The organism is Streptomyces griseoruber (assembly GCF_001514205.1).
Taxonomy (GTDB): domain Bacteria; phylum Actinomycetota; class Actinomycetes; order Streptomycetales; family Streptomycetaceae; genus Streptomyces; species Streptomyces griseoruber.
This window is the reverse complement of sequence record NZ_KQ948764.1, coordinates 231,168-257,723: the sequence shown is the minus strand read 5'-3', so window position 1 is coordinate 257,723 and position 26,556 is coordinate 231,168. Positions and strand designations below refer to the sequence as shown.

Genomic DNA, 26,556 nt, shown 5'->3' with positions numbered 1-26,556 from the left:
TCAGCCGACGCTCGACGTGGGCGCCGTCGGGCTGAACTGCTCCGCCTGGAGCGCGTACAGCTCCGCGTAGACGCCACCGCAGGCCAGCAGCTCGTCCGGGGTCCCGGACTCCACCACCCGGCCCTGGTCGAGGACGTGCACCAGGTCCGCGTGGCGCACCGACGCCAGCCGGTGGGTGATCAGGACGACCGTCTGGCCGCTGTCCGCCAGCGCTCGGATCTTGTCGAAGACCTCCAGCTCCGCGCGGGCGTCCAGGGCCGCCGTCGGCTCGTCCACGATCAGGATGCGGCCGCGCCGGTACGCGGCCCGCGCGATGCCGAGCCGCTGCCACTGGCCGCCGGACAGCTCGTGCCCGCCGCTGAAGTTCCGGGCCAGCAAGGTGTCCAGACCGCGCGGCAGATCCCCGACCACCTCCGCGGCGCCCGCCTGCGCGATCGCGTCCGCCAGCCGCTCCTCCGTCAGCGGCGCCGACGAACGCCCCACGGCCACGTTCACCCGCGCGGTGAACGGCCACCGCTTGAAGTCCTGCGCCACCATCGCGATCCGCTCGGCCAGTTCGTGCCGGTCCGCGTCCGCCGCGTCCACGCCGTCCCACAGGATCCGCCCCCGGTCCGGCCGGTACAGCCCGGCCAGCAGTTTCACCAGGGTGGTCTTGCCGGAGCCGTTCTCCCCGACCAGCGCGACGATCCGGCCCAGCGGGAGGGAGAGCGTGACGTCCTCGAGGGCGGGCCGGGCCGACTCGCCCGGATAGCCGAACGTGACGTTCTCGAAGCGGATCTCCCGCGGATCCTCCGGCAGGGCCGCTCCGCCCACCGGGATCGCCCGCTCGGCCGCCTCGACGTACAACCGCTGGAGATCCCCCACGAACAGGGCCTCCTCGTGCAGCTGGTTGACCTCCAGGACCAGCGTGTTCAGGCTCGCCGAGCCGCTGCGGATCGCGATCACCGCGGTGCCCGCGACCGCCAGCGCCATCGTCCCGGTGAGCAGCAGTCCGCCGAGCGTGGCGTACGTCGCCAGCGTCGCCAGGCCCGTCCAGGTGGCCGCGAACAGACCGGTGCGGGCGGCGAGCCGGGCCAGCCGGGCCTGCTCCGCCTCCGCGGTCTCCGACATCGCCCGGAAGTGCCGCAGCAGGAACGGGCCGACACCGTGCACCCGGATCTCCGGCGCCGCCTCCGGCTCGGTGAGCAGAGCGGCGATGAGATGACCCGCGCGCGCGTGCTGCACCCAGGTGTGGAACGACTCGTAGCGGCGTCGCGCGTTCGTCAGCGCGCTCCAGGCGCTCGGCAGCGTCATCGTGATCAGCAGCGGCAGCAGGAGCGGATGCAGCACCGTCAGCACACCGGCCGCCGCCACCAGCGAGATCATCGCGTTCACCACGCGCGTGCCGTAGAGGATCATCCGCCGGGCGGAGGAGGCGCCGTACTGTGCGGTGTCCAGCAGCTTGTGGAAGGCGTGGTCCTCGATCGCGGCCAGCTCCACCGCCGCCGCCCGTTCCAGATACAGCTCGGTCGCCACCCGCTCCACCTTGGGCTCCAGCCGCCCGGTGGCGTACGTGGACGCGGCCCGCAGCAGCGCTCCGACGAGGAGTACGACGGCCATGACGACCAGGGCGGGAAGGGCGCCGCGCAGCCGGTCCTCGATCGGGCCGCCGCCGATCAGCCGGCTCAGCACCGAGTTCACCGCGAGCAGACCGACCGCCTGGGCCATGCCCCGGCCGACCTCGGCGGTCAGCACCGTGCGGGCGGCCCGCGGGTCGGCCTGCCGGGCCAGCCGCAGGCTCACGCCCAGCAGGGAGGGCAGCCGGGTCACCATGGCGCGGAAGCTCAGCTCCAGGAAGGCGTCCCGGTGCTGGTTCCAGCCCATGTCGTAGCGGAGCGGGCCACCGAAGAGCAGCCGTTCCGACTCGGACACCTCGCGGTCGTCGGGCCCCTTCGGTTTCTGTGCCTCTCCCGTCTCTCCCGCCTCTCCTGGCTTCCCCGCCTTCCCCACTTTCCGGCCTCCCGCGATCGTGGACGAACGGCCACTATCCCGAGAGGCGACGGGTCAGGACAGGGCGCGGGACGCGGAAGCGGGATGCGCGGGGGCGTACGCCGGGGGCGGCGGAACGGGGCGCCGGCTGCGCGGCCGGGCGGTGCGGCCGGCCGAGGAGACCGGCGGTGCGTGCCGGCCGGGGGGACCGGCTAGGCACTGATCGGCCGTGACCAGGTGGGGGTTGTGCCCGTGAGGCGGCACAGGGCCAGGTAGAGCGGGATCGGCGGGGTGTACGGAAGCGTACCCTCCGGTCGGTGGATGAGGTCCGGGGCGGGCAGCGACTCCGGGACGATCGCACCCGGTGTGTAGCGCGCGGGGGCGGGCCACTCCAGGGCGTAGTCGGAGTCGGACGGAACGAGCCACCACCAGTGCGCCTCGTCGGCGTAGACGCAGCCCACGCGGGGCAGCCGGGGCATGAGCAGCGGGCCGATCCCGGCCGGTACGGCCACGGCGTCACAGCCCAGTGGGGCGGTCATGCCGTCCGGCACGGTCAGCCGGCGGGGAGGCTCCGGGGCGGGGCCCAGGTCGCGCCGCAGCCGGACGAGCGTGTCGAGGGAGCGCACCGGCCTGCGGCCGGGCGCGCCGCTCATGCCCTGCCTCGCTCTCGGCTTCTCTCGAACCGAGGGAGCCCCGTGCCGCCCCCGACAGCGGGGAACGGAGGCGGGACGGAGGCCTCGCCGGCGGGGGTGACCGGAGCGGCGGGGCCGACGGGAGCGGGGGACTGGCTGGTGGCCTGGTGGGGCGAGGTGCGGTGGTCCGGGCCGCGCTCGTCCGCGCGGTGGGCGTCGACGGTGCGGTGATCCGGTGCGCGGTGAGCCGGTGCGCAGTGGTCTGGCGTGCGGTGATCCGTCGCACGGTGGTCTGCCGCACGGTGATCTGCCGTGCGGTGATCCGTCGTGCGGTGGCTCAGCGGGGTGTGACTGTGGCTGTGGCCCGCGGAGGTGTGGCCCAGAGGAGTGTGCCCGAAGGGGGTCTGGTCCAGGGCGTGATGGCTCGGGCCCTGGTGCTCCAGGACGCAGAGGTCGGACACCCGCTGTTCCGGGGTGCGGCGGTCCGGGCCGAAGAGGTTGGCCGCGCGCTGCTCCGGGCCGCGGTGCTCCTTGGCCGAGGGCCTGCCCGGAGTCTGGCCGGCGGGCTTCGGTATGCCGGACGGCGCCCTGCGCATCAGCTCGGCCGCGTACGCCTCCGCCGCGCCGCGCGAGGGCGCCGGACGTATCGCCCGAGCGGAGCCCTGCGGTCCGCGGTCGCGGCCGGTCTGCTCGGGGAGGGCCTGCTCGGGGAGTGCCTGCTCGGGGCGGACCGTGTCGCGGAGGGTCCGGTCGTGGTGGATCTGCTCCACCGCCTCGTCCTCGTCCCCGGAGCCGTCGGCCGGGCCGGGCTTGGGACGGACGCCCCAGCCGAGATCGTCGCGCGGCTCGGCGTGTTCCCCGGCGGCGGCGGAAGCGTCGGCGCGGTCACCCGGCTCCGCGGCCTGCGCCGGTCCGTCCGTGCCGCGCGGCAGGTCCGCCCAGACCAGCAGGCCGGAGCCGTGCTCCTGGGCGCCCCACGCGTGACAGAGGGCTTCGACGAGGAGCAATCCCCTCCCGTGCTCCTCCTCGGGACGCTGCGGGGAGGGGTGCGGATCGTCGGCGGTACAGCCCTGATCGCGCACGGCTATGCGCAGCACGTCGTCACCGTCGAGCAGTTCGCACACGACGACATCGCTGGCCGTGTGCACGATCGCGTTGGTGACCAGCTCGGATATGACGAGAGCCGCGGTGTCGCAGGTGTCCTCGCACACCGACCAGCCGGTCAGCCGGGCCCGTGCCAGGCGTCTGGCCTGGGCGGGGGAACCCGGATGGGCGGCCAGTTCGAATCGGAACCGGCGCTCGGCAGCGGCCTGGTCGGGGCCTGCTCCCGGGGCGGCACCGAGACCCTGGGGGCGGCCTGCGGCGGCGTCTGTTCCTAAAGGCGCGGACGGAATCACGCTTGCCACTATCGCCGCGCCGTGAACACTTGGCAAGTGTCACTCTGAAAAATGCAGAGTGCTGTGTGACGCGGTGGAGGGCCGTGGCACACTGCTCGCAACAGCATGTTGAGCGGCGCCAGTTGGGATCACCGGGCATCCGTACGTAGTCGTACAGATCGTTCGAATAGGTCTTCGAATGGCGCCGTAAGGCTGTCAGGATTCGTTCCGTCACCGGCCGGTCGGGGCTGCGCCCAGCGCGGCCGAGACGACCGGGCGGCCGGGGCCCTTCGTGGAGGTGGAGCGTGAGCGAACCGCGGTCCGCGCCGACCGTCGGACAGGTTGTCCTCGGCCGGCGCCTGCTGGACCTGCGGGAACGCGCAGGGCTCAAGCGTGAGGAGGCCGCCCGCATTCTTCGGGTCGCCCCTGCCACCGTCCGCCGGATGGAGATGGCCGAGGTCGGCCTCAAGATCCCGTATCTCCAGCTGCTGCTGAAGGCCTACGGCGTCACCGACGAGGAGGCCGAGGGGTTCCTGCGGCTGGCCGAGGAGGCCAACAGGCCCGGCTGGTGGCAGCGTTTCCACGACGTCCTGCCCGGCTGGTTCTCGATGCACGTCAGTCTGGAGGGCGCGGCCGCCCTGATCCGCCAGTACGAACCGCACTTCGTCCCCGGTCTGCTCCAGACCGAGGACTACGCGCGCGGGGTCCTGAAGTCCGGTGCCATCGGCCAGACCCGGCCGGAGGACATCCAGCGTCTCGTCGACCTGCGCATGCAACGCCAGGAACTGCTCACTCGTGAGGACGCGCCCCGGCTGTGGGTCGTGATGGACGAGACGGTGCTGCGCCGCCCGGTGGGCGGCCCGGAGGTGATGCGCGCGCAGATCGACAAACTGCTCGAGGCGACGAAGCTGCCCCATGTGACGCTTCAGGTGGCCCCGTTCTCGAACGGACCGCACCCCGGCACCTACGGGCCCTTCGTGCTGTTCCGATTCGCCATGCCGGAGCTTCCGGACATGGTCTACAGCGAGTACTTGACCGGCGCCGTCTATCTCGACGCGCGCACCGAGGTGGCGACCCATCTCGAGGTCATGGACCGCATGGCGGCGCAGGCCGCTACTGCACATCGCACGAAGGAGATCCTCAGGGATTTCCGCAAGGAGCTGTGAATGGATCGCATCAAGCCGCGCAAACGGGTCTACAACGGCATGCCCGCGCGGGACTTGGGCAGCGAAGGCTGGCACAAGCCCTGGAGCGGCGGAAACGGCGGCAACTGCCTGGAGGCGATGAAGCTCGCCGACGGCCGGATAGCCGTCCGCCAGTCGACCGACCCGGACGGTCCGGCGCTGATCTACACCACCGACGAGATGACGGCCTTCATCGAGGGGGCCAAGGCGGGGGATGCCGACTTCCTGCTGTCCTGACCTGATCGCCATCGATTGCCTTTCGATTGCTCCCCTGCCACCCCGTTCGGTCCCCTTCGTTTCTGTCGTTCGACTTCCTTGATTTGGCACTGACTTGATTATTCGTTGCGTCTTACGGAGCGTTTCATGACCGGGCAGGAACCCGCCCCCGCTGTCGAGATCGACACCAGCAAGCCCCACCCCGCGCGGATGTACGACTGGTACCTCGGCGGCAAGGACAACTATCCCGTCGACGAGGCCATGGGCCGCCAGATGCTCGCGCTCGACCCGCGCGTGCCGGTGATGGCACGAGTCAACCGCGCCTTCATGCACCGCGCCACGCGCTGGCTGGCCGGGAACGGCATACGCCAGTTCCTGGACGTCGGCACGGGCATCCCCACCGAGCCCAATCTGCACCAGGTCGCCCAGGAGATCGCGCCGGACGCCCGCGTGGTCTACTGCGACAACGACCCGATCGTGCTGGCCCACGCGGCGGCACTGCTGCGCAGCACCCCCGACGGGGTCACCGAGTATCTCCAGGCGGACGTCCGCGACCCGGCCACCATCGTCGAGGGGGCCCGGAAGACCCTGGACCTCACCCGGCCGGTGGCCCTGTCGCTGGTCGCGCTGCTGCACTTCGTCCCCGACGAGGACGGCGCGCACGAACTCGTCGACCGGCTGCTCGCCGAACTCCCCTCGGGCAGCTACCTGATGATGACCCACGCCACCGCCGACTTCACCCCGGAGGAGTCCGCGGCGGCCACGGAGAAACTCAAGGCCGCGGGCGTCACCCTGGCCCTGCGCTCCCGCGAGGAGTTCGGCCGCTTCTTCGACGGCCTCGAACTGGTCGACCCGGGTGTGGCGGTCGTACCCGACTGGCACCCCGAGCTCGGCGAGCCGGTCCCGGGCCAGGAGGACGGGGTCATCCCGGGCTACGGGGCGTTGGCCCGCAAGCCGTAGCCCGCAAGCCGTAGCCCGCAAGCCGTAACCCGCAAGCCGTAGCCCGCAAGCCGTAACCCGCAAGCCGTAGTTCGGACCCCCGGGATCCCTTGACGACCGACGACCGCCCGCAGCGGGAGGCCGTCAGGGGATCCCGGCACACCTCCCCGCGGAGCCCTCATCCCGGGGCCGGCGACGGCCCGCGGCGCCTCCTCCGGAGGCAGGGACGGGTTCCGCAGGGACGGGTTCCGCAGGGGCGGGGTGCGCAGGGACGGGTTCCGCAGGGGCGGGGTGCGCAGGGACGGTTTCCGCGCCCGGCGGCGGCAGAGCCTCGCACAGCGCCTCCAGGGCCGCCCCGTACCCGTGCTCCGAAGGCGTCGCGTACCCGACGACCAGGCCGTCCCCCGCCGCCATGTCCGTCTCCGGGTGCCGGTAGTCGGCCAGCCCGTCCAGCGCGACCCCGTGCCAGGCGGCCGCCCTGACCGCCGACCGCTCGGTGCCCGCCGGCAGACGCAGCACCGCGTGCAGACCCGCCGCGACCCCGGTGACCTCGATGTGCGGGGCCTGCGCCGCCAGCGCCTCCACCAGCCGGTCCCGGCGACCCCGGTAACGCTGTCGCATACGGCGTACATGACGGTCGTACGCCCCCGACACGACGAAGTCGGCCAGGCTCAGCTGGTCCAGGACGCTCGCCCACGCCTCCCGCTCGCCCTTGGCGGCGAGGACGGCGTCGACGTACCGCTGCGGCAGCACCATCCAGCCGAGGCGCAGCGCGGGCGACAGGCTCTTGCTGACCGAGCCGACGTAGATCACCCGCTCGGGGTCGAGGCCCTGCACGGCGCCGACCGGCTTGCGGTCGTAACGGAACTCGCCGTCGTAGTCGTCCTCCAGCACCACCGCGCCCCGCGCGCGTGCCCAGTCGATCACCGCCGCGCGACGGCCCGCGTGCAGCGGTCCGCCGGTGGGGAACTGATGAGCGGGCGTCAGCAGGACGGCCCGCTCGCGCCCCAGCAGATCGACGCGCGCCCCGGCCTCGTCCAGCGGCAGGGGAACCGTCCGCACCCCCGCCGCCGCCAGCAGCTCCCGGTGGAAGCCCAGCCCGTACGCCTCCACGGCGAGCGGGCCGCGCAGCACCCCGCCCGGACCGCACAGCAGCCGCAGGGCGTGGGCGAAGCCGGAGCAGACCACGATCCGCTCCGGCTCGGTCCGCACACCACGCGCGCGTGCCAGGTACTCGGTCAGGGCCTCGCGCAGCTCCCGCCGCCCGGCCGGATCACCGGGTCCGAACACCTCGTTCGGCGCCCGTTGCAGCGCCCGCCGGTAGGAGGCCAGCCAGGCCGCGCGCGGGAACGCCGAGACGTCCGGGGTGCCCTGCCGCAGATCGTGCCGGGGGCCACGCGCGCGTAGAGGTGCCTTCACGGGCACCCGCTCGGCGGGTCGCAGCGGGTGGACGCGGTCGGCGACCCGGGTGCCCGAGCCCTGACGCGCGGTGAGCCAGCCCTCCGCCACGAGCTCGGCGTACGCGTCCGCCACCGTGTTGCGCGCCACCCCGAGATCCGCGGCGAGCGAGCGGTACGGCGGCAGCCGCGTCCCCGGTGCCAGCCGCCCGCTGCGCACGGCCTCGCGCAGCGCCCCGATCAGCGCCGCCCGCCGACCGCCCGGCCCGGACAGCTCCACGTGCAGGTCGGCACCGATCCGTTCCGCAGAATTGACCCACGAATCCGCCATGGAAATGCACCCTACCGGCGGTCTTTCACGCCCCTAGGTTTACGTACATGACGACGCACACGACCGACACCACGACCGCCTCTCTCCCCGCCGCCTCTCTCCCGGCTGCCGCACGCCCCTCCGAGGCGATCGCCGCCGCCGAGGCCGCACGGACCCGGCTCGACTTCGGGAAGTCCGCCCGGTCGGCCTTCCGCGCCCTCATCGGCCTCGACGCCGCCGCCCGCGAGGGCCTCGACCCCGCCCTCGTCGAACTGATCCAGATCCGCGCCTCGCTGCTCAACCACTGCGCGTACTGCCTGCACATGCACACCAACGACGCCCGCAAGGCCGGCGAGAGCGAGGACCGGCTGCACCTGGTCGCCGTCTGGCGCGAAGCCCGCCACTTCTACACCGAGAAGGAACAGGCGGCCCTCGCCCTCACCGAGGCGGTCACCCTGGTCGCCGACGGAGGCGTCCCGGACGACGTCTACGCCGAGGCCGCCGCCCACTTCGACGACCGCGAACTGGCCCAGGTGCTGGCCCTCATCTGCACGATCAACACCTGGAACCGGGTGGCCCTCGCGACGGGCAAGGTGGCGGGCACGGACGAGCGCCGCTGACCGGCCGTAGCGGCGGGGCCGTCGGGCCGTCACACGCTCATGGGCCGGTCGTACGGAGAGATGGGCGCCGGCAGCCGCGAACCGCCCGAGAGCCGGCGGTCCACCGCCGCCGCCACCGCACGCCCCTCCGCGATCGCCCACACGATCAGTGACTGGCCGCGTGCCGCGTCCCCGGCGGCGAACACGCCGGGGACGTTCGTCGCGAAGTCACGGTCCCGCGCGATGGTGCCGCGCGGCTCGAGCGTCAGCCCCAACTGGTCCACGAGCCCGTCCGCCCGGTCGGGCCCGGAGAAACCGAGCGCCAGCAGCACCAGGTCCACGGGCAGCTCCCGCCCGCTGCCCGCCACCGGCCGCCGCCGCGCGTCCACCTCGACGAGATGCAAGGACCGCACCCGCCCGTCCTCGTCCCCGGTGAAGCGGAGCGTGGACGCCGCGAACAGGCGCGCGTCCGCGTCGGCCGCCGGCGCACTGCGCAGATCGCGCGCCTCCTCGTGCGCGGCCGACAGCCGGTAGATCTTCGGGTACGTCGGCCAGGGATCCGTGTCCTCGTCGCGGTCCGCGCCGGGCTGGGCGTAGATGTCCAGCTGGGTCACCGAGGCCGCGCCCTCCCGGACCGCCGTCCCCAGGCAGTCCGCGCCGGTGTCCCCGCCGCCGACGATCACCACATGCAGGCCCGCCGCCGACATCGGCGAGACCTCGAGATCGCCCTCGCACACCCGGTTGGCCAGCGGCAGATACTCCATCGCCTGATGTATCCCGGCCAACTCCCGCCCTGGCACCGGAAGTTCCCGCCAGGCCGTCGCCCCGGTGGCGATCACCACGGCGTCGTAGCGCGCCCGCAGCTCCGCCGCGCCCACGTCCCGGCCCACCGCCGTCCCCGTACGGAACCGCGTCCCCTCGGCGATCATCTGCTCGATCCGCCGGTCCAGATGGTGCTTCTCCATCTTGAACGCGGGGATCCCGTAGCGCATGAGACCGCCGATCCGGTCGTCCTTCTCGTACACGGCGACCGTGTGCCCGGCCCGGGTCAGCTGCTGCGCGGCGGCCAGCCCGGTCGGTCCGGAACCGATCACCGCCACCGTCTTCCCCGAGAGCCGGTCCGGCGGGTTCGGCGGTGCGAACCCCTCGGCCCAGGCCCGGTCGGCGATCGCCACCTCGACGTTCTTGATCGTCACGGCGGGCTGGTTGATGGCGAGGACGCACCCCGCCTCGCACGGCGCCGGACACAACCGTCCGGTGAACTCGGGGAAGTTGTTCGTCGCGTGCAGCCGGTCGCTCGCCGCCCGCCAGTCCTCCCGCGACACCAGGTCGTTCCACTCCGGGATCAGGTTGCCGAGCGGACACGCGTCGTGACAGAAGGGGACGCCGCAGTCCATGCAGCGGTCGGCCTGCTTGCTGACGATGGGCAGGAGCGCGCCGGGGGCGTACACCTCGTCCCAGTCCCGGACCCGCTCCTCGACCGGCCGGCGGGGCCAGTCCTGGCGGGGGGTGGTCATGAATCCCTTGGGATCGGCCATGGGCGTCTTCCTTGCGTACGCGTGGACAGGCCGAGCGTCATCGGGCGGCACTCTTTCGGCCACGATACGTCCGGTCCGTCCCCTGTGCCGAGAGGCGGACCGAGGCCCGATCGGAGACCAGGCCGCTCAGAACCGGTCCGGATCGGAACCGGACCAGATCGGAATCGGTCCGGTTCAGACCAGGGACATCGCGTACACGATCGCCGCCGCCGCCGAGGTGGCCGCCCGCACATGGTTCCAGCGCGTCCACTGGCGCACGTACGTCGGCCAGTACGCCGCCGCTTCCGGCGCTCCCGGCTCCAGCTTCATCAGTCTGTCGTTGCGCGGCACGTTCGCCATGACGGTCACCCCGAAGGCGCCGACCAGGTACAGCCCACTGCCCAGCAGCAACGGGAGCGTCCCCTCGTCCGGCCACAGCAGGAACGTCACCATGGCGATCCCCGCGCACAGCCCCGCCGCCCCCAGGAACAGCACCAGGAACACCGGCGTCATCGCCGAGGAGTTGATCGCGTTCATCGCGGCGACCCCCTGCGCGGCCGGCAGCTGGGCGAGCCCCCGCATCACCAGCACCGAGAACGCGCAGAACACCCCCGCCATCACCCCCGTCGTGACGGCGCCGAGCAGCGCGAGCATCGGATACGGCCCATCGATCACTGTCACCGTGCACTCCCCCTGTCGTCCGGAGATCCTGCCCGCCCCTGCCCTGTCACCTCAAGTGATATCCCGTATGTGATCGGTGACCGGGGTGGGGCCCTCCCCCTCCCCCTCCCCCTCCCCCTCCCCTCCCTCCCCGCCCCCGCCCTCCCTCCACTCCCGCAGCCGTGCCTCCACCCGCGCGGCGATCCGCCGTCGAGCCTCGTTGCGTGGCACGCCGTTCATCAGCAGCTCGTCGTACGGCGTCTCCACATGCCGTACGGAGGCGGCGACCGCCGAGACCACCGCGCCCTCGGACAACGCCCGCCCGGCGGCGCTACGGCCCACCCGCCCGCTGCCCCGCACCGAGGCGTGGGCCGCGATCTCCCGGGCCCGTGCCACCGGGCAGCCGGGCAGCAGGCGCAGGATCTCCGCCGCGAACGCCTCCGTGAACCGCGCGTCCGCCACGGCCCGCCGCCGCGCGTCCCGCAGCCGGCGCCGCAGCCGGGCCTCGGCGTCGGCCAGGCATCGCCGCTCGGCCCGGGCGAGCCCCGCCTCCTCGACCAGGACGCCCTGCCGCTCGTAGCGCCCCTTGCGCCGGTTGAACCGCACGACCACCGCCGACAGCCCGCTCTCCTCCCGCGACCGGCGGGTCAGCGCCGTGTCCCCGCGCGGCAGGAACACCAGGTGCCCCAGGTCGGCGCAGTCCAGGCAGCGGGCCCCGCCCTCCCCCAGCACCAGCATCGGCTGCGGCCCCCGGCGGCAGCCCGCACAGTACTTCCGCCGAAGCGGCTGCACGACGAGAAGGCCGGTGCGGGGCGGGGGAGTTGCCGGTGCTGCCATGCAGGCTTCATTCCCGCTGGTGGGCGCGGTAGCACCCGGCCGCCGCCTCGGCTCGCGCCCGCACGGGGCGATCTGCCGCCGGAGGGCGACTGCGACGCGTCGCGACCGGTGCCTGACGCATCATGGGCGGTGTGCGACTCGAAGCGATCACCTGGGAACGGCTCGGCGACCTCCTTGCCGAGCGGCTGCTCGACCTGAAGCCGGCGGACGGCAGCCCCTGGCCCCGCATCGCCTTCGACGGCGCCCCGGCAGCCCGCCCCGGAGACCTCGCCGCCCGCGTCGCCGAGGCGCTGCGGATCCACGGCCGCGCCTCCCGCGTCGTGGACGCACACGGCTTCCTGCGCCCCGCCTCCCTCCGCCTGGAGTACGGCCGTCACGACGTCGAGGCCTACTACGACGGCTGGTTCGACACCGGCACCCTCTGGCGCGAGGTGTTCGGCCCCCTGGAACCGGGCGGGGACGGGCGGATCCTGCCCGACTTCTGGGACCCGGCCACGGACCGGGCCACCCGCAGTTCCTACGTCGGCCTCCCGCCGGGCGGTTTCCTGCTGCTGCACGGCCCCCTCCTCCTGCGACACTGGTTCCCCTTCGACCTCACCGTCCATGTCCAGCTCTCCCCGGCCGCCCTGCGCCGGCGCACCCCGGAGGCGGACCGGTGGACCCTGCCCGCCTTCGACACCTACGCCGCCGAGACCGACCCCGCCGCCACGGCCGACGTCCTGGTCCGTGCGGACGATCCGCGCCATCCGGCGTGGGGCGGATGAGCCGAGACGGAGCCGGACGGCCGGTGAGATGCGGGCACCCCCGGGCACGGCGAGAATGGAGGGGCGCCGGGACCAGCGGTGCCCCCCGCGCCGCGCCGGCCGTCCGGTACCGGGAGGTACCCATGACCACAGCCGGAGACATCATGCACCGGGGCGCCCGATGGATCCCCGCCCATGAAACCCTCGACCGCGCCGCACAGTTGATGCGCGAACTCAACGTCGGAGCCCTGCCCATCGGCGACGACAACGACCGGCTCTGCGGCATCCTCACCGACCGCGACATCGTCGTCGGCTGCGTGGCCATGGGCCGCGACCCGGCGAAGGTCACCGCCGGAGAGATGGCCCGGGGCACCCCGCGCTGGATCGACGCGAGCGCCGACGTCGGTGACGTGCTCGGCGAGATGCAGGACCATCAGATCCGCAGGCTCCCCGTCATCGAGAACAAGCGCCTGGTCGGCATGATCAGCGAGGCCGACCTCGCCCGGCATCTGAGCGAGGGCCAGATCGCCTCCTGGGCCGAGAGCGTCTACGCCAGGACCGGCCCCTGACCGCACTGACGACGACCCGGCCCTGCCGCCGCCCGGGGCCGGGTGCCCTCACAGCCAGCCGTTGCGCCGGAATCCGCGGTACAGCACCAGACAGGCCACGGATATCACGCCGAGGACCAGCGGATAGCCGAACCTCCAGTGCAGCTCCGGCATGTGATCGAAGTTCATGCCGTACACCCCGCAGACCATCGTCGGCACCGCGATCACCGCGGCCCAGGCGGTGATCTTGCGCATGTCCTCGTTCTGCGCGACCGTGACCTGCGCCAGATGTGCCTGCAGGATCGAGTTCAGCAGTTCGTCGAACGCGGCGATCTGCTCCGTGGCCCGCAGCAGATGGTCGGAGACGTCCCGGAAGTACGCCTGTATCTCCGGTTCGATCACTCGCACCGGACGGTCGGCGAGATCCAGCAGCGGGCGTTTCAGCGGGACCACCGCGCGCTTCAGCTCCAGGAGTTCACGCTTGAGCTGGTAGATGCGCCCCGGGTCGGCCCGCGCCCCGTTCTCCGCGAAGACGTCCGCCTCGACCTGGTCGATGTCCCCCTGCACCGCGTCCGTGACGTTCAGATAGTCGTCCACGACATGGTCCGCGATCGCGTGCAGCACCGCCGACGGGCCCTTGGCGAGCTGCCCCGGATCGGACTCCAGCTCCTCGCGCAGCGGTCCCAGCGAGCCGTGCCGCCCGTGCCGGACCGTGACGACGAAGTCCCGGCCGACGAACACCATGATCTCGCCGGTGTTCACCACCTCGCTCGTCGCGGTGAGCTCCTCGTGCTCGACGTAGCAGACCGTCTTGAACACCGCGAACAGCGTCTCGCCGTACCGCTCGACCTTGGGGCGCTGATGGGCCTCGACGGCGTCCTCCACGGCCAGCGGATGCAGGTCGAAGAGCTCGGCGATGCCCGCGAACTCGGCGTTCGTCGGCTCGTGCAGCCCGAGCCAGACGAAGCCCTGGCCGCTCTTGCGCACCCGCTCGACCGTTTCGACCAGATCCTCGCAGACAGGGGCGCGCACACCCTCCTGGTAGGTCACGCAGTTCACCACGGAGGAGCCCAACGGGGAGCGCGCGTGGTGACTGAGGTCGACCCGGGCACGACGCCGGGCCAGCCGCGCCACCCCGCGCAGGCCGCCGACCCGGCCGAGGCCGGTGACCTTCCGCAGATTCCCTGCCATGGTCATCTGGATCTCCTTGCGTGGCTCTCCTCGCGCCGCACTCCCGCGCCCTCGTCGGCCAGTCTGCCAGGCTCGCGCATGCCGTGGGTAAGCCTGTGGAAAGGGCCGGTTCCGGTTTGTTCCCGCCTGTGGACAAAGGGGCTCCAGGCCCCGACCGATACGGATTTTCCGCCCTCTCCGACATGAACACCGCTGCGCCCCGCCATGGATTCATGGCCGCGTCGACCGCCTCCGGCAAGCGGGACAACTGGGATGATCGGCACATGACGCGAACCGACGGGTACCTTCTCGACAACCGGCAGACCGAGGCGGCGGAACGCTTCGACGCCTTCGCCGCCCTCTTCGACCCCACGACGTTCCGCCACCTCGAAGGGCTGGGCGTCGGCCCCGGCTGGCGCTGCTGGGAGGTCGGGGCCGGCGGGACCTCGGTGGTGACCTGGCTGGCGAAGAAGGTCGGCCCCACCGGCAAGGTCGTCGCGACCGACATCGACACCTCCCGGCTCGCCCCGGCCGGCCGCCCCCCGGTCGAGGTGCGCGTCCACGACGTCGGCGTCGAGGAACCCCCCGCCGAGGGCTTCGACCTGGTGCACGCCCGGCTCGTCCTGGTCCATGTCCCGGACCGGGAACGGGCGTTGCGTTCCATGGTGAAGGCCCTGCGCCCCGGCGGACGCCTCCTCGTCGAGGACGGCGACCCCGCCCTTCAGCCCCTGCTCTGCCCCGACGAGCACGGCCCCGAGCAGCAGCTCGCCAACCGGCTGCGCCACGGCTTCCGCACGCTGCTCGCCGACCGGGGCGCCGACCTCTCCTACGGCCGCAAGCTCCCGCGTCTGCTCCGCGAGGCCGGACTCCAGCGCGTGGAGGCCGACGCCTACTTCCCGGTCACCTCACCCGCCTGCGCCGCCCTGGAGTCGGCGACGGTCCGCCAGATCCGGGACGGACTCGTCGGCGCCGGTCTCGCGACCGCAGAGGAGATCGACCGCCACCTGGCCAACGTCGCCTCCGGCACCATGGACCTGGCCACGGCACCGATGATCTCCGCCTGGGGACGCAAGGCGTAGAGCCGGCGGGACCGCCCGTCGGGGACGGGCAGCCTCAAGGACCGCGGGGGGTGCGCGGGCAACGGTGACGCCCGCGCCGGGCGGGCCGTCCGCCGGGGACCGCTGGGCCGCCCGCGCGGACCGAGCCGATACGCCCCGCCGACGCGGCCTCAGCCGGTCGGACGGGCCCCGTTCATGACCGCCGGTGTCGTCCCGTCGCCGGGCGTGGGCGGCCGGGCGCCCACCCGTTCCACCGCGCGGGCGCCCGCCCGACACCCCTCGGCCGCCGCTGCCGCGGGCCCGTCGCCCCGGAGGAGGGAGGCGAGGAAGGCGCCCGTGAAGGCGTCACCCGCGCCCGTGGTGTCCCGGGGCGTCGCGGGGACGGCCGGGACAGCGGCGACGACCGCGCCGCCGCGCGCGATCAGCGCCCCGCCGGCCCCCTGCTTGGCCACCACGAGCGGGACACGGCGACTCAGCTCGGCCGCCGCCTCCGCCCCGTCCGGCGACCCGGTCAGCAGACACGACTCGTCACGGCTGGGCAGCAGTACGTCCACCCCCTCGACGAGCGCGAGGAAACGCCCGGCGCCCAGCTCCGCCAGGAAGCCCGCCGACGCCGGATCGAGGCTCGTCGGCACGCCGCGCGCCTGTGCCGACGCCAACGCCGTACGCACCAGGGCCCGCCCGGACGCGGAGAACAGCAGATAGCCCGACAGATGCAGGCGGCCCACCCCGTCCAGCAGGGCGTCCGACCAGTCGCCGGGCTCCAGGCGCAGCGAGGCCCCGCTGCAGGTGAGGAACGTCCGCTCGGCCGCGGCCTCCGCGTCCACCAGACAGATCACCGTCCCGGTCGGTGCCTGCGGATCGACGACGAGCCGGGGCCGTACCCCGCACGCGGTCAGTTCCCGTTCGTGCCAGGCCGCCGAGTCCGCACCCACCCGGCCGAGCAGCCGTACGTCCGCACACCCCCGGTGCGCCGCCCAGCACGCCACATTGGCGCCCGCGCCGCCCGGCAGGGTCCGGATCACGGCGGCCGTGTCCGTACCCGACGCCAGCGGCCCCCGGTGCCGGGCGACGACGTCCGTCACCACGTCCCCGACGACCAGCAGCGCCCCGCCCTGCGGGTTCCCGCCCTCGGCCGGTCCCGGAGCCGGTCCCGGAGCCGGTCCCGGAGTCGTGCCCGGTCCGCCGCGCAGGTGCGCCGATCCGCCCGGGTGTCCGGTCATCCCTCGGCCCAGGCCGCCGCGATCCGGGCCGCCAGACGTACGTTGCCGCGCACCGCCGCCAGATTGGCGCTCAGCGACGCCCCGTCGGTGTGCCGGACGAGATGGTCGAGGAGGAACGGAGTGACCCCCTGGCCGGTGACGCCCGCCTCCTCGCACGCGTGCAGCGCGTCCGCGAGTACGCGCGCGTGCACCTCGGGATCCAGTTGCTCCTCCTCGGGAACCGGGTTGGCGACGATCAGCGCCGACTCCGGCCCGCCGAGCGTGTCCTGGGCCCGCATCACCCCGGCCACCTGCGCGGGGGTCTCCAGCGTCCAGTCCACGGGATGCCCCGAGTCGGACAGGTAGAAGCCCGGGAAGCGGTCCGTGCCGTAGCCGGCGACGGCCACGCCCAGGGTCTCCAGACGCTGCAAGGTCGCCGGAACGTCCAGGATCGACTTCACGCCCGCACACACCACCGTGATCCTGGTACGCGCGAGCAGCCCCAGGTCGGCCGACTCGTCCTGGGTCACCGTCCACTCCCGGTGCACCCCGCCGAGCCCGCCCGTCGCGAACACCCGGACCCCCGCCAGCGCCGCCAGCAGCGCCGTCGCCGACACCGTGGTCGCCCCGCTCGCACCCGAGGCCACCGCGAGCGGCAGGTCACGGTGGCCCAGCTTGCGGATGCCGTCCTCGTTGGCGACCCGCTCCAGCTGCTCCTTGTCGAGGCCGACACGGGGCCGCCCGTCCAGCACGGCGATCGTCGCCGGAACGGCACCCTCCGCGCGGACGGCGGCCTCCAGCTCCCGCGCCACCTGGAGGTTGCGCGGGCGCGGCAGCCCATGAGCGATGATCGTGGACTCCAGAGCCACCACGGGTCGACGCGCGTCGACCGCCTCCCGCACCTCTTCCGACACCACCAGCACCATGCGCCTGTCTCCTGTCCTCGGGCCTTCCCTCATCTCTGGCGGGCGGCGCACCCGGCCAAACCCCGGCCGCCTGTGGGGGACGCCACCGGCCCGCGACGCATGGCGGACGCGACCCCCGCCGGCGAGGAGCCCGGCGCCCCCGGAGGCCCCTCAGAACAGCGGCTCGGGCAGTACCCCTTCGAGCGCGAGCAGTTTCCGCTTGGTCTCCAGACCGCCCCCGAACCCGCCGATGCCGCCGTCGCTCTCGACGACCCGGTGACAGGGCACGACGACCGGCAGCGGATTGGCGCCCATCGCCGTCCCCACCGCCTGCGCCGCCCCCGGCTGCCCGACCCGCCGGGCCAGATCGCCGTAGCCGACGACCGCGCCGTACGGCACTCCGGAGGCGAGCTCGCGCAGGACCTGGCGGTTGAAGCCCGAGATGAGCGACCAGTCCAGGGGCAGCTCGAAAGCGTGCCGCTCACCCGCGAAATAGGCGTCGACCTGGCGTATCGCCTCGGCCAGCAGCGGCGAACCGGGTGCCTCGACGGGCTCCGTGCCCAGCCGGTCCGCGAGCCTGCCGAGCGCCTGGTCACGGACCACCTCGGTGGCGTGGAACACGACGTTGACCAGGCCCTCGCGGGTCGCGGCCAGCAGCAGCGGACCGATGTCGGTGCCGACGACGGCCCAGACGACCTGCTGCCCGTCCCGCCCAAGACTGTTCATGCGCCCCACCGTACGACCTGCCACTGACAGCGCCACCGACAACGCCATCGACAAGGCCACGGACAAGGCCATGGACAACCCGGTCAGTACCGGTACAGGGCCCTGCGCACCACGTCGGGCCTGTTGGTGATCACACCGTCGACCCCGTACCGGGCGACGGTCCTCGCCCTGGCGGCGTCGTCGACCGTCCAGACGAAGACCTTCATCGGCTTGCCGTGCGGTCCCTTCAGCGCGTGCACCGCGTCGACATAGCCGCGAGACAGAGCGGTGTGCGAGGGGTTGATCAGGTCGGCGAAGACCGCGTACCGCGCCAGGTCCGCCTCGGCCGGCGCACCCAGCAGACCGGTCCGCACCGCCGGTTTCAGTTCGTGCACCGTGCGCAGACTGTCGGCGCTGAAGCTCTGCACGATCAGCCGTCCGGTCACATGCCGCTGGTCGAGCCAGCCCTCGTTGCTCAACAGCTTCAGCGTCTGCTGCTCGATGCCCGGATACAGCTCGGGGTTCTTGATCTCCAGAAGCAGCTTCTGGTGGTTGTGCTCCACGCGCTGCATGTACTGCTCCAGTGTGGGCACGCGCGTGCCCGTGTACGTCGCGCCGAACCAGCTTCCCGCGTCCAGCCGGGCGATCTCGGCCGCGGTGAAGTCCTTCACCTTCCAGGGGGCACGGCCGGGAAAGACCTCCTCCACGTTCGTCGTACGGCGGAGGCTGTCGTCGTGGATCACCACGAGTTCGCCGTCCTTGGTGCGCTGGACGTCGTTCTCCACCCAGACGATGCCCAGGGCGGCGGCTTCGTCGACGGCGCCCAGGGTGTTCTCCGGGGCGAGCGCCGAGGCACCCCGGTGGGCGACGACCACGGCATGGGTGGCGATGCCCGCCCGGGCGTCGTGGACGGGGAGCAGAAGGGCGACGGTACCCAGGAGCGCGGTGGTCGTTGCGGCTACTGTGCGCGCATGCATGCGTACTCCTCGCGTCGTTGCTCACGTACAGCTCAACTGTGACAGCACAGAGTCGACGGCGGAGGTGGTGCGGGGTGACCGGAGGATGAAAGAAGGAGGCGCCCGAGGTCGCTCACGGCTGCCGCACATGTGCGGCAAGGACGTGTTTCTTTGCCGGAAAATCGTTCGACCATTCCGGTGGGAGTCATACTCTCTCTCACCTTGACCGCTCGCGCGGTCCTGGGAGGGGCGCGTAAAGGAAAAAAGCAAGCAACAGGGCGGAAGGGCAACCGCGCATGCACGGCACGGTCGACGGATTCAGCTACGGAATCGTCACCCCGCTGGTGGCCTACCTCATGGCCTGCCTCGGCGGTGCGCTCGGCCTGCGCTGCACCACCAGAGCCCTGCTCGTCGCCCATTCCTGGCGCCCCGGATGGCTGGCCCTCGGCTCCGCGGCGATCGGCTCGGGGATCTGGACCATGCACTTCATCGCGATGATGGGCTTCACGGTCAGGGGAGCCCCCATCCACTACGACAAGCCGACGACCTACGCCAGCCTCGGCGTCGCCATCCTCATGGTGGGCGTGGGCGTCTTCATCGTCGGCTTCCGGGGCGCGACCGGAACCGCGCTGTTCACCGGCGGCACCATCACCGGCCTGGGCATCGCGTCGATGCACTACCTCGGCATGGCAGGGATGCGGTTCAACGGCAAGCTGGAGTACAACACGTTCACCGTCGGCGTCTCCGTCGCGATAGCCATGGTTGCGGCCACCGCGGCGCTGTGGTCGGCCGGACAGGTCAGAGGCTTCCTGTGGAGCGTGGGCGCCAGCCTCGTCATGGGGCTCGCCGTCACCGGCATGCACTACACGGGCATGGCCGCGCTGAGCGTCCACCTGCACACGACCGGCAGCCCGGCCGGAGGCGACTCTCCCGCGACCCTCCTCGCGCCGATGCTGATCGGCCCCCTCGCCTTCCTGGTGCTCGCCGGCGTCGTCGTGATGTTCGACCCGCTGATGGTGGGCAAGCCCCGCTGGACCCCCGTCGAACACAAGCCCGGCGTTCCGGCACACCCGAGCGTGCAGCACGCCGCCCGCCGCCCGGCGCTGCGCCCCCGCCGCAAGGTCTCCCACCGCGAGTCCCGCACTCCGCAGAACCGCTGACCCCGCCCCTCGGACCGGGGCCCGCCCGCACGAAACCGCTGATCCGGCCCTGTTGTCAGTGGGGGGTCGTACGGTGGATGGCATGCGGCCCGTCTCTCACATCGAACGCACGGTGGCGCCCTTCGAGGTCGTCAGCCCCTACCAGCCCAGCGGCGACCAGCCGACGGCCATCGCCGAGCTCGCCCGGCGCGTCGAAGGCGGCGAGAAGGACGTCGTCCTCCTCGGCGCGACCGGCACCGGCAAGTCCGCCACCACCGCGTGGATGATCGAGAAGCTCCAGCGGCCCACCCTGGTGATGGCGCCGAACAAGACCCTGGCCGCCCAGCTGGCGAACGAATTCCGCGAACTTCTCCCGAACAACGCGGTCGAATACTTCGTCTCGTACTACGACTACTACCAGCCCGAGGCGTACGTACCGCAGTCGGACACCTACATCGAGAAGGACTCCTCGATCAACGAGGAGGTCGAGCGGCTGCGCCACTCCGCGACCAACTCGCTGCTCACCCGGCGGGACGTCGTCGTGGTCGCCTCGGTGTCCTGCATCTACGGCCTCGGCACGCCGCAGGAGTACGTGGACCGGATGGTCCCGCTGAAGGTCGGCGAGGAGATCGACCGCGACGAGCTGCTGCGCCGCTTCGTGGACATCCAGTACACGCGCAACGACCTGGCGTTCACCCGCGGCACCTTCCGGGTGCGCGGCGACACCATCGAGATCTTCCCGGTCTACGAGGAGCTCGCCGTCCGCATCGAGATGTTCGGCGACGAGATCGAGGCCCTGTCCACGCTGCACCCCCTCACCGGCGAGATCATCAGCGACGACGAGCAGCTGTACGTCTTCCCGGCGTCCCACTACGTCGCCGGCCCGGAGCGGATGGAGCGGGCCGTCAACGACATCGAGAAGGAGCTGGGGGAGCGCCTGGCCGAACTGGAGAAGCAGGGCAAGCTCCTGGAGGCCCAGCGGCTGCGCATGCGCACCACCTACGACATCGAGATGCTCCGCCAGATCGGCTCGTGCTCCGGCGTGGAGAACTACTCGATGCACTTCGACGGCCGTGAGCCCGGTTCCCCGCCGAACACCCTGCTCGACTACTTCCCGGACGACTTCCTGCTCGTCATCGACGAGTCGCACGTCACCGTGCCGCAGATCGGCGCGATGTACGAGGGCGACGCCTCCCGCAAGCGCACCCTCGTCGACCACGGCTTCCGGCTGCCCTCGGCCCTCGACAACCGTCCCCTGAAGTGGGAGGAGTTCCAGGGGCGCATCGGGCAGACCGTGTATCTGTCGGCGACGCCCGGCAAGTACGAGCTCTCCCGCGGGGACGGCGTCGTCGAACAGATCATCCGCCCCACCGGCCTCGTCGACCCCGAGGTGGTCGTCAAGCCCACCGAGGGCCAGATCGACGACCTGGTGCACGAGATCCGGACCCGCGTGGAGAAGGACGAGCGCGTCCTGGTCACCACGCTCACCAAGAAGATGGCCGAGGACCTCACGGAGTACTTCCTGGAACTCGGCATCCAGGTGCGCTATCTGCACAGCGACGTCGACACCCTGCGCCGCATCGAGCTGCTGCGCGAGCTGCGCGCCGGGGAGTTCGACGTCCTGGTCGGCATCAACCTCCTGCGCGAGGGTCTCGACCTGCCCGAAGTGTCCCTGGTGGCGATCCTCGACGCCGACAAGGAGGGCTTCCTGCGCTCCGGCACCTCGCTGATCCAGACCATCGGCCGCGCGGCCCGCAATGTCTCCGGCCAGGTGCACATGTACGCCGACAAGATCACGCCCGGCATGGAGCGGGCCATCGACGAGACCAACCGCCGACGCGAGAAGCAGATCGCCTACAACAAGGCGAACGGGATCGACCCGCAGCCGCTCCGCAAGAAGATCAACGACATCGTCGCGCAGATCGCCCGCGAGGAGGTCGACACCGAGCAGCTGCTCGGCACGGGCTACCGGGCGAAGAAGGACGGACGCGGCACCAAGGCACCCGTGCCCTCCCTCGGCGACAAGGCGGCCAGGACGGCCACGGGCGCCACGTCCAAGTCCGCCAGGGGCAAGGCCAAGGAGACGGTCCCCACCGACCGTCCGGCGGCCCAACTCGCCGAACAGATCGAGGAGATGACGGAGCGTATGCGGGCCGCCGCCGCGGACCTGCACTTCGAGGTCGCCGCCCGGATCCGCGACGAGGTCTCCGAGATGAAGAAGGAACTGCGTCAGATGAGGGAGGCGGGTCTGGCCTGAGGGACCCGTGCGGTCGCCGTGCCCGGGCCGCGACGCGCAGTGTTGCAAGACCGACACAAAGTGCGTGCCCGGGTACGGCACTGTCAGTGCCTGTGCGTAGGGTTTTCCGCAACCGCGGACTCCGCGGCAACAGGGGACAGTTCGAGAGGGGAATCAGCCCGTGACCGTCAACATGACCAAGGGCCAGGCCATCAGTCTGCAGAAGAACGACGGGGGCAGCCTGACCGCGGTCCGTATGGGTCTCGGTTGGCAGGCGGCCCCGCGGCGTGGCCTGTTCGGCTCCCGCACCCGGGAGATCGACCTCGACGCCTCCGCCGTGCTGTTCGCGGACAAGCAGCCCGTCGACGTCGTGTTCTTCCGTCACCTGGTGAGCGACGACGGCTCCGTCCGGCACACCGGTGACAACCTCGTCGGCGGCGTCGGCCAGGGCGGCGACGACGAGGCGATCCTCGTCGACCTCGCGCGCGTACCGGTCCACATCGACCAGATCGTCTTCACCGTGAACTCCTTCACGGGCCAGACCTTCCAGGAGGTGCAGAACGCCTTCTGCCGCCTGGTCGACGAGACCAACGGCCAGGAGCTGGCGCGCTACACGCTCGCGGGCGGTGGCGCCTACACGGCCCAGATCATGGCCAAGGTGCACCGCTCGGGCGCGGGCTGGACGATGACGGCCCTCGGCGCCCCGGCCAACGGCCGTACCTTCCAGGACCTGATGCCGGCCCTCGTGCCGCTCCTGTAACAGGCCCCGGCCGACCGACACGACACCACCACACGCGACACAGGGGGACAGGCGATGACGGCCGAGCTGGTGCGGGGGCAGAACCACCCGCTCTCCACGGTTCGCCTCGAGATCAGGGTCTCGGCCGGCACGCCGGTCGTGGCCGCGGCCACGCTCAGCGACGAGAACGGCCATGCGCAGGGCGTCGAATGGGTGGCCCACCCGGGCTCCCCGACCCTGCCCGGTCTGGAGGTCTCCCGGCAGGCGGCCGCCGATCACCGTCTCGCCGTGGACCTGGACGCCATGCCGGCGAGCGTGCACCGGGTCAACGTCCTGCTCTCCCTGCCCACGGGCGACGGGGGAGGCCCCGTCAGCTTCGGCTCCGTCCCGCCCCCCGCCGTCAGGGTGACCGGCCTCGACGGCACCGAGGTCGCCGGGTACACCGTCACCGGTCTGAGCGCCGAGTCGGCGGTCGTCGCCCTGGAGCTCTACCGGCGCCAGGGCGCCTGGAAGGTGCGGGCCGTCGGCCAGGGGTACGCGGGCGGCCTCGCCGAACTCCTCACCGACCAGGGCCTGCCGCAGGCGCAGCAGCTCGCGGCCGGTATCAACGAGGCGGTGGCCCAGGGCCTGGCCCGCTCGGTCCCGGCCCCGCCCCCGCCCCCGCGTGCGCCCGACGGCGACCGCTCGCGGCAGGCGGCCGCGTCCGCCCTCGGCCCGGACCAGAGCGGCTCCGCGTACGGGGCACAGGGCGCCACCGGCTGCCCGGCCGGCGCGCCGACGGGTTCCGTGCCGACGGGCGGGCCGACGGATCCGGTTCCCGCCGCTGCGGTACCGACGGACCCCGCCACCCCGCAGCCGGCTCCACCGCCTCCGCCCGCCACCGGCGGCCCGGTCGACTACGTCCACCCCGGTCGGCGGAACGCCGCGCCGCCGCCGCCCCCGCCCACCGCGCCGCCCGCCCAGCCGGGGCAGCCCGCCCCGCCCGTCGCGGGCGACGCGACCGGCTGGTCGATGGAGGAGCGGCTCTACAACCAGGTCTGGGGCATGTTCGAGGACCTGGCCCGGACCACGGCCGCCTACCGCAGCGCCGTCGACTTCGCCGACACCCGTATGGAGAGGGAGCTGGACCAGGTCCTGTCCGACCCGCGCAGCAGGATCGGCGGCCAGGGGGACGCGGCCCGCGAGGCGGCTCAGGCCCGGCACATCCAGCTCGTCGACCAGGCCCGCCAGGCCCTGGAGCGGGACCTCGTCCAGCTCGGCGCCGAGTCCGACGTCGTCGAACCGGCGCTGCCCCCGGCCTACGCCCGCTGGGACAACCCCGTCTGGCACGCCTACCGCGTCCCGATGGAGATGCCCATGGCGCTGCGCCTCGGCGACCTGCACCTGCCCGAGAGCGACTCGCTGCGCATCCCGATGCTGGTCCGCCTCCCGCTGGAGCGCGGGCTGTGGATCGACAGTGGCGGTACGGCATCGGCCGAGGAGCCGTTCACCGACTCCCACGAGCTGCGGCACCTCGCTCTGGTGTCGGCCGTGGCGCACACCGCCCGGCTGCTGGCGGTGTATCCGGCGGGCGAGTTCACCGTGCACGTCATCGACCCGGCGGGCTCCGGGGCGCAGGCCCTCGCACCGCTCGTCCGGGCCGGGGTGCTCGCGACCCCGCCGGCCGCCGGCGCGGCGGGGGTGGCGGACGTCCTGGGCCGGCTGACCCAGCGCGTCGACCTGGTGCAGATGGCGGTGCGCGGTGGTGTCGCCGACGCCCTGCCGCCCGGCTTCGACACCTCCCAGCAGCTCCTCGTCGTCAACGACTTCCCGCACGGCTTCGACGACCGCGCCGTGAACCAGCTCCGGTACCTCGCGGACGAGGGTCCCGCCGTGGGCGTCCATCTGATGCTGGTCGCCGACCGGGAGGACGCCGCCGGTTACGGTCCGTTGCTGGATCCGCTGTGGCGGGGGCTGCTCCGGCTGACCCCGGTGCCCGACGACCACCTCGCGGACCCCTGGGTCGGGCACGCCTGGACGTATGAACCGGCGCTCGTGCCGCCCGGCAGTGAAGTGCTCCAGCAGGTGCTGGCCCAGGTGGCGATCGCGCGTACCAAGCACACGTAAAGCATCCCTGAACAGGTAATTTGGTCTTTCTTTTGCCAATCACTTTACCTTTCCTTGGTGATTGGGGTACTGTTTTCCGTACGGAGGGGAGTACTCCCTGCTGCGGCGCACCCGTCAATACGGATCGAAGTGGATCCCGGGACGCCGGCCCAGTCCCGCCCGGGACGGGGTGGAAGAGACCTCCGGCAGCGCGACGACGCTGATTACCTGCCGTTACGTACTGCCGGAGGCGCAGTGGATGTTTCCCTGAACCTATGGGTTCTCACCATCGTGGGTCTGGCCGCCCTGATCGCGGTCGACTTCTTCATCGGCCGCAAGCCGCATGACGTGTCGATCAAGGAAGCGGGCATCTGGACCGTCGTCTGGATCGCCCTGGCCGGACTCTTCGGCCTCGGCCTCCTCGTCTTCGGCGGCGGCCAGCCGGCCGGAGAGTTCTTCGCCGGCTTCATCACCGAGAAGTCGCTCAGCGTCGACAACCTCTTCGTCTTCGTCCTGATCATGGCGAAGTTCGCCGTCCCGTCGCAGTACCAGCAGCGGGTCCTGCTGGTGGGCGTCCTCATAGCCCTGGTCCTGCGGGCCGTCTTCATCGCCGCGGGCGCCGCGATCCTCGCCAGCTTCGCCTGGGTGTTCTACCTCTTCGGCGCTTTCCTGATCTGGACCGCCTGGAAGCTCATCCAGGAGGCCCGGGCCGACGAGGAGGACGAGGAGTTCGAGGAGAACAAGCTGCTCAAGGCGGCCGAGCGCAGGTTCGGCGTCGCCGACCGCTACCACGGGACCAAGCTGTGGATCGAGCAGAATGGCAAGCGGGTCATGACCCCGATGCTCGTCGTGATGCTCGCGATCGGCACCACCGACGTCCTGTTCGCGCTGGACTCCATCCCCGCGATCTTCGGCCTCACCCAGGACCCGTACATCGTCTTCACGGCCAACGCCTTCGCGCTGATGGGCCTGCGGCAGCTGTACTTCCTCATCGGCGGCCTGCTGAAGAAGCTGGTCCACCTCAGCTACGGCCTGTCGGTCATCCTGGGCTTCATCGGCGTCAAGCTGGTGCTGCACGCACTGCACGAGTCCGGCGTCCACGTCCCCGAGATCAGCATCCCGGTCTCGCTCGGCGTCATCTGCGCCGTCCTGATCGTCACCACGATCACCAGCCTGCGCGTCTCGAAGAAGCAGGCGGCGGCCGAGGCGGCGCGGACGGAGAGCGAAGGCGCTCCGAAGGACAGCATCCAGGCCTGACCGCGGACGACACAGGAACAACCAGCCCGGTGAGCGGTGCGCGGCGAATCGCCGAGCGCCGCTCCCGGTGCTTCCTTGGGACGGGAACCCTTGGGACAGGAACCGGCCGGACCGCTACCCGACGTCGAGGACGTCACCGCGTTCGAGTGACGCGAGGGCCGCACCGGCCGTAGGAGCC

General features: G+C 72.2%; 23 protein-coding genes and 1 pseudogene. 12 read left to right on the top strand and 12 right to left on the bottom strand.

Features of this window, described 5'->3' with window-relative positions; all coding sequences use genetic code 11:
- From AQJ64_RS05545 to AQJ64_RS05535, 3 genes and pseudogenes are all read right to left on the bottom strand, one after another.
- Positions 1 to 1,863 carry an ABC transporter ATP-binding protein gene (locus tag AQJ64_RS05545; protein WP_240512933.1) on the bottom strand — a complete coding sequence of 621 codons (1,863 nt, stop codon included), beginning with the start codon at positions 1,861 to 1,863 and terminating at the stop codon, positions 1 to 3.
- A gap of 317 nt (positions 1,864 to 2,180) precedes the next feature.
- Complete coding sequence (locus AQJ64_RS05540) at positions 2,181 to 2,621, bottom strand: hypothetical protein (RefSeq protein WP_055638136.1); 441 nt, start codon at positions 2,619 to 2,621, stop codon at positions 2,181 to 2,183.
- A 740-nt stretch (positions 2,622 to 3,361) separates the two neighbouring features.
- Positions 3,362 to 4,006, bottom strand: a pseudogene (locus tag AQJ64_RS05535) (ATP-binding protein); the annotation flags it as partial.
- A gap of 275 nt (positions 4,007 to 4,281) precedes the next feature.
- Here AQJ64_RS05535 and AQJ64_RS05530 point away from each other — a divergent pair.
- The 3 genes from AQJ64_RS05530 (at position 4,282) to AQJ64_RS05520 (ending at position 6,336) form a co-directional block, all read left to right on the top strand.
- Positions 4,282 to 5,142: a helix-turn-helix domain-containing protein gene (locus AQJ64_RS05530; protein ID WP_055638137.1), complete on the top strand. Its 861-nt coding sequence runs from the start codon at positions 4,282 to 4,284 to the stop codon at positions 5,140 to 5,142.
- Positions 5,143 to 5,397 (top strand): DUF397 domain-containing protein, encoded by a 255-nt coding sequence (locus AQJ64_RS05525; protein ID WP_055638138.1) that lies wholly within the window; start codon positions 5,143 to 5,145, stop codon positions 5,395 to 5,397.
- Positions 5,398 to 5,523: 126 nt separating this feature from the next.
- On the top strand, positions 5,524 to 6,336 hold the full coding sequence (locus tag AQJ64_RS05520) for an SAM-dependent methyltransferase (protein WP_055638139.1): 813 nt from the start codon (positions 5,524 to 5,526) through the stop codon (positions 6,334 to 6,336).
- Positions 6,337 to 6,459: 123 nt separating this feature from the next.
- Here the strand turns inward: AQJ64_RS05520 and pdxR are convergent, their stop codons facing one another.
- A complete protein-coding gene (gene pdxR, locus AQJ64_RS05515; RefSeq protein WP_079061486.1) occupies positions 6,460 to 8,043 on the bottom strand; it encodes a MocR-like pyridoxine biosynthesis transcription factor PdxR in 1,584 nt (527 codons plus the stop codon).
- 47 nt (positions 8,044 to 8,090) lie between these two features.
- Here pdxR and AQJ64_RS05510 point away from each other — a divergent pair, with 47 nt between their 5' ends.
- On the top strand, positions 8,091 to 8,642 hold the full coding sequence (locus tag AQJ64_RS05510) for a carboxymuconolactone decarboxylase family protein (protein ID WP_055636773.1): 552 nt from the start codon (positions 8,091 to 8,093) through the stop codon (positions 8,640 to 8,642).
- 29 nt (positions 8,643 to 8,671) lie between these two features.
- Here AQJ64_RS05510 and AQJ64_RS05505 read toward each other — a convergent pair whose 3' ends face one another.
- From AQJ64_RS05505 to AQJ64_RS05495, 3 genes are all read right to left on the bottom strand, one after another.
- Complete coding sequence (locus AQJ64_RS05505) at positions 8,672 to 10,159, bottom strand: glutamate synthase subunit beta (RefSeq protein ID WP_055636774.1); 1,488 nt, start codon at positions 10,157 to 10,159, stop codon at positions 8,672 to 8,674.
- A gap of 174 nt (positions 10,160 to 10,333) precedes the next feature.
- On the bottom strand, positions 10,334 to 10,813 hold the full coding sequence (locus AQJ64_RS05500) for an anthrone oxygenase family protein (protein ID WP_055636775.1): 480 nt from the start codon (positions 10,811 to 10,813) through the stop codon (positions 10,334 to 10,336).
- A 57-nt stretch (positions 10,814 to 10,870) separates the two neighbouring features.
- Positions 10,871 to 11,635 carry a DUF2293 domain-containing protein gene (locus AQJ64_RS05495; RefSeq protein ID WP_059202444.1) on the bottom strand — a complete coding sequence of 255 codons (765 nt, stop codon included), beginning with the start codon at positions 11,633 to 11,635 and terminating at the stop codon, positions 10,871 to 10,873.
- A gap of 122 nt (positions 11,636 to 11,757) precedes the next feature.
- Between AQJ64_RS05495 and AQJ64_RS05490 the strand changes: the two genes are divergently transcribed.
- A complete protein-coding gene (locus AQJ64_RS05490) occupies positions 11,758 to 12,399 on the top strand; it encodes a nucleoside/nucleotide kinase family protein (RefSeq protein ID WP_055638631.1) in 642 nt (213 codons plus the stop codon).
- Between the two features lie 122 nt (positions 12,400 to 12,521).
- Positions 12,522 to 12,947 (top strand): CBS domain-containing protein, encoded by a 426-nt coding sequence (locus tag AQJ64_RS05485; protein ID WP_055638630.1) that lies wholly within the window; start codon positions 12,522 to 12,524, stop codon positions 12,945 to 12,947.
- 48 nt (positions 12,948 to 12,995) lie between these two features.
- On the opposite strand, the gene AQJ64_RS05480 is transcribed toward AQJ64_RS05485, so the two are convergent.
- Positions 12,996 to 14,123 (bottom strand): magnesium and cobalt transport protein CorA, encoded by a 1,128-nt coding sequence (locus AQJ64_RS05480; protein ID WP_055638629.1) that lies wholly within the window; start codon positions 14,121 to 14,123, stop codon positions 12,996 to 12,998.
- A 257-nt stretch (positions 14,124 to 14,380) separates the two neighbouring features.
- On the opposite strand from AQJ64_RS05480, the gene AQJ64_RS05475 reads away from it, so the two are divergent.
- A complete protein-coding gene (locus tag AQJ64_RS05475) occupies positions 14,381 to 15,175 on the top strand; it encodes a methyltransferase (RefSeq protein WP_055638634.1) in 795 nt (264 codons plus the stop codon).
- Positions 15,176 to 15,324: 149 nt separating this feature from the next.
- On the opposite strand, the gene AQJ64_RS05470 is transcribed toward AQJ64_RS05475, so the two are convergent.
- The 4 genes from AQJ64_RS05470 to AQJ64_RS05455 form a co-directional block, all read right to left on the bottom strand.
- A complete protein-coding gene (locus AQJ64_RS05470) occupies positions 15,325 to 16,377 on the bottom strand; it encodes a carbohydrate kinase family protein (protein WP_079061485.1) in 1,053 nt (350 codons plus the stop codon).
- Positions 16,374 to 17,282 carry a pseudouridine-5'-phosphate glycosidase gene (locus AQJ64_RS05465; RefSeq protein WP_055638628.1) on the bottom strand — a complete coding sequence of 303 codons (909 nt, stop codon included), beginning with the start codon at positions 17,280 to 17,282 and terminating at the stop codon, positions 16,374 to 16,376. The genes AQJ64_RS05470 and AQJ64_RS05465 overlap by 4 nt, the downstream gene beginning before the upstream one ends.
- Positions 17,283 to 17,432: 150 nt before the next feature.
- On the bottom strand, positions 17,433 to 17,987 hold the full coding sequence (locus AQJ64_RS05460; RefSeq protein ID WP_055638627.1) for a methylated-DNA--[protein]-cysteine S-methyltransferase: 555 nt from the start codon (positions 17,985 to 17,987) through the stop codon (positions 17,433 to 17,435).
- A gap of 83 nt (positions 17,988 to 18,070) precedes the next feature.
- Entirely contained in the window at positions 18,071 to 18,943 is an 873-nt protein-coding gene (locus tag AQJ64_RS05455; protein ID WP_055638626.1) for a glycerophosphodiester phosphodiesterase, read from the bottom strand.
- A gap of 275 nt (positions 18,944 to 19,218) precedes the next feature.
- Here AQJ64_RS05455 and AQJ64_RS05450 point away from each other — a divergent pair, with 275 nt between their 5' ends.
- The 5 genes from AQJ64_RS05450 (at position 19,219) to AQJ64_RS05430 (ending at position 26,378) form a co-directional block, all read left to right on the top strand.
- Positions 19,219 to 20,082 carry an MHYT domain-containing protein gene (locus AQJ64_RS05450; protein ID WP_055636496.1) on the top strand — a complete coding sequence of 288 codons (864 nt, stop codon included), beginning with the start codon at positions 19,219 to 19,221 and terminating at the stop codon, positions 20,080 to 20,082.
- An 82-nt stretch (positions 20,083 to 20,164) separates the two neighbouring features.
- The gene (gene uvrB, locus AQJ64_RS05445) at positions 20,165 to 22,318 is read left to right on the top strand and encodes an excinuclease ABC subunit UvrB (RefSeq protein ID WP_055636495.1); all 2,154 of its coding nucleotides are present in this window, start codon (positions 20,165 to 20,167) and stop codon (positions 22,316 to 22,318) included.
- A gap of 160 nt (positions 22,319 to 22,478) precedes the next feature.
- Positions 22,479 to 23,057, top strand: a complete 579-nt coding sequence (locus AQJ64_RS05440) for a TerD family protein (protein ID WP_055636494.1) — start codon at positions 22,479 to 22,481, stop codon at positions 23,055 to 23,057.
- Between the two features lie 54 nt (positions 23,058 to 23,111).
- The gene (locus AQJ64_RS05435) at positions 23,112 to 25,142 is read left to right on the top strand and encodes a TerD family protein (protein WP_059202443.1); all 2,031 of its coding nucleotides are present in this window, start codon (positions 23,112 to 23,114) and stop codon (positions 25,140 to 25,142) included.
- Between the two features lie 234 nt (positions 25,143 to 25,376).
- Positions 25,377 to 26,378, top strand: coding sequence for a TerC family protein (locus AQJ64_RS05430; RefSeq protein WP_099054026.1), 1,002 nt, complete (start codon positions 25,377 to 25,379; stop codon positions 26,376 to 26,378).
- The last annotated feature ends 178 nt before the right edge of the window (positions 26,379 to 26,556 follow it).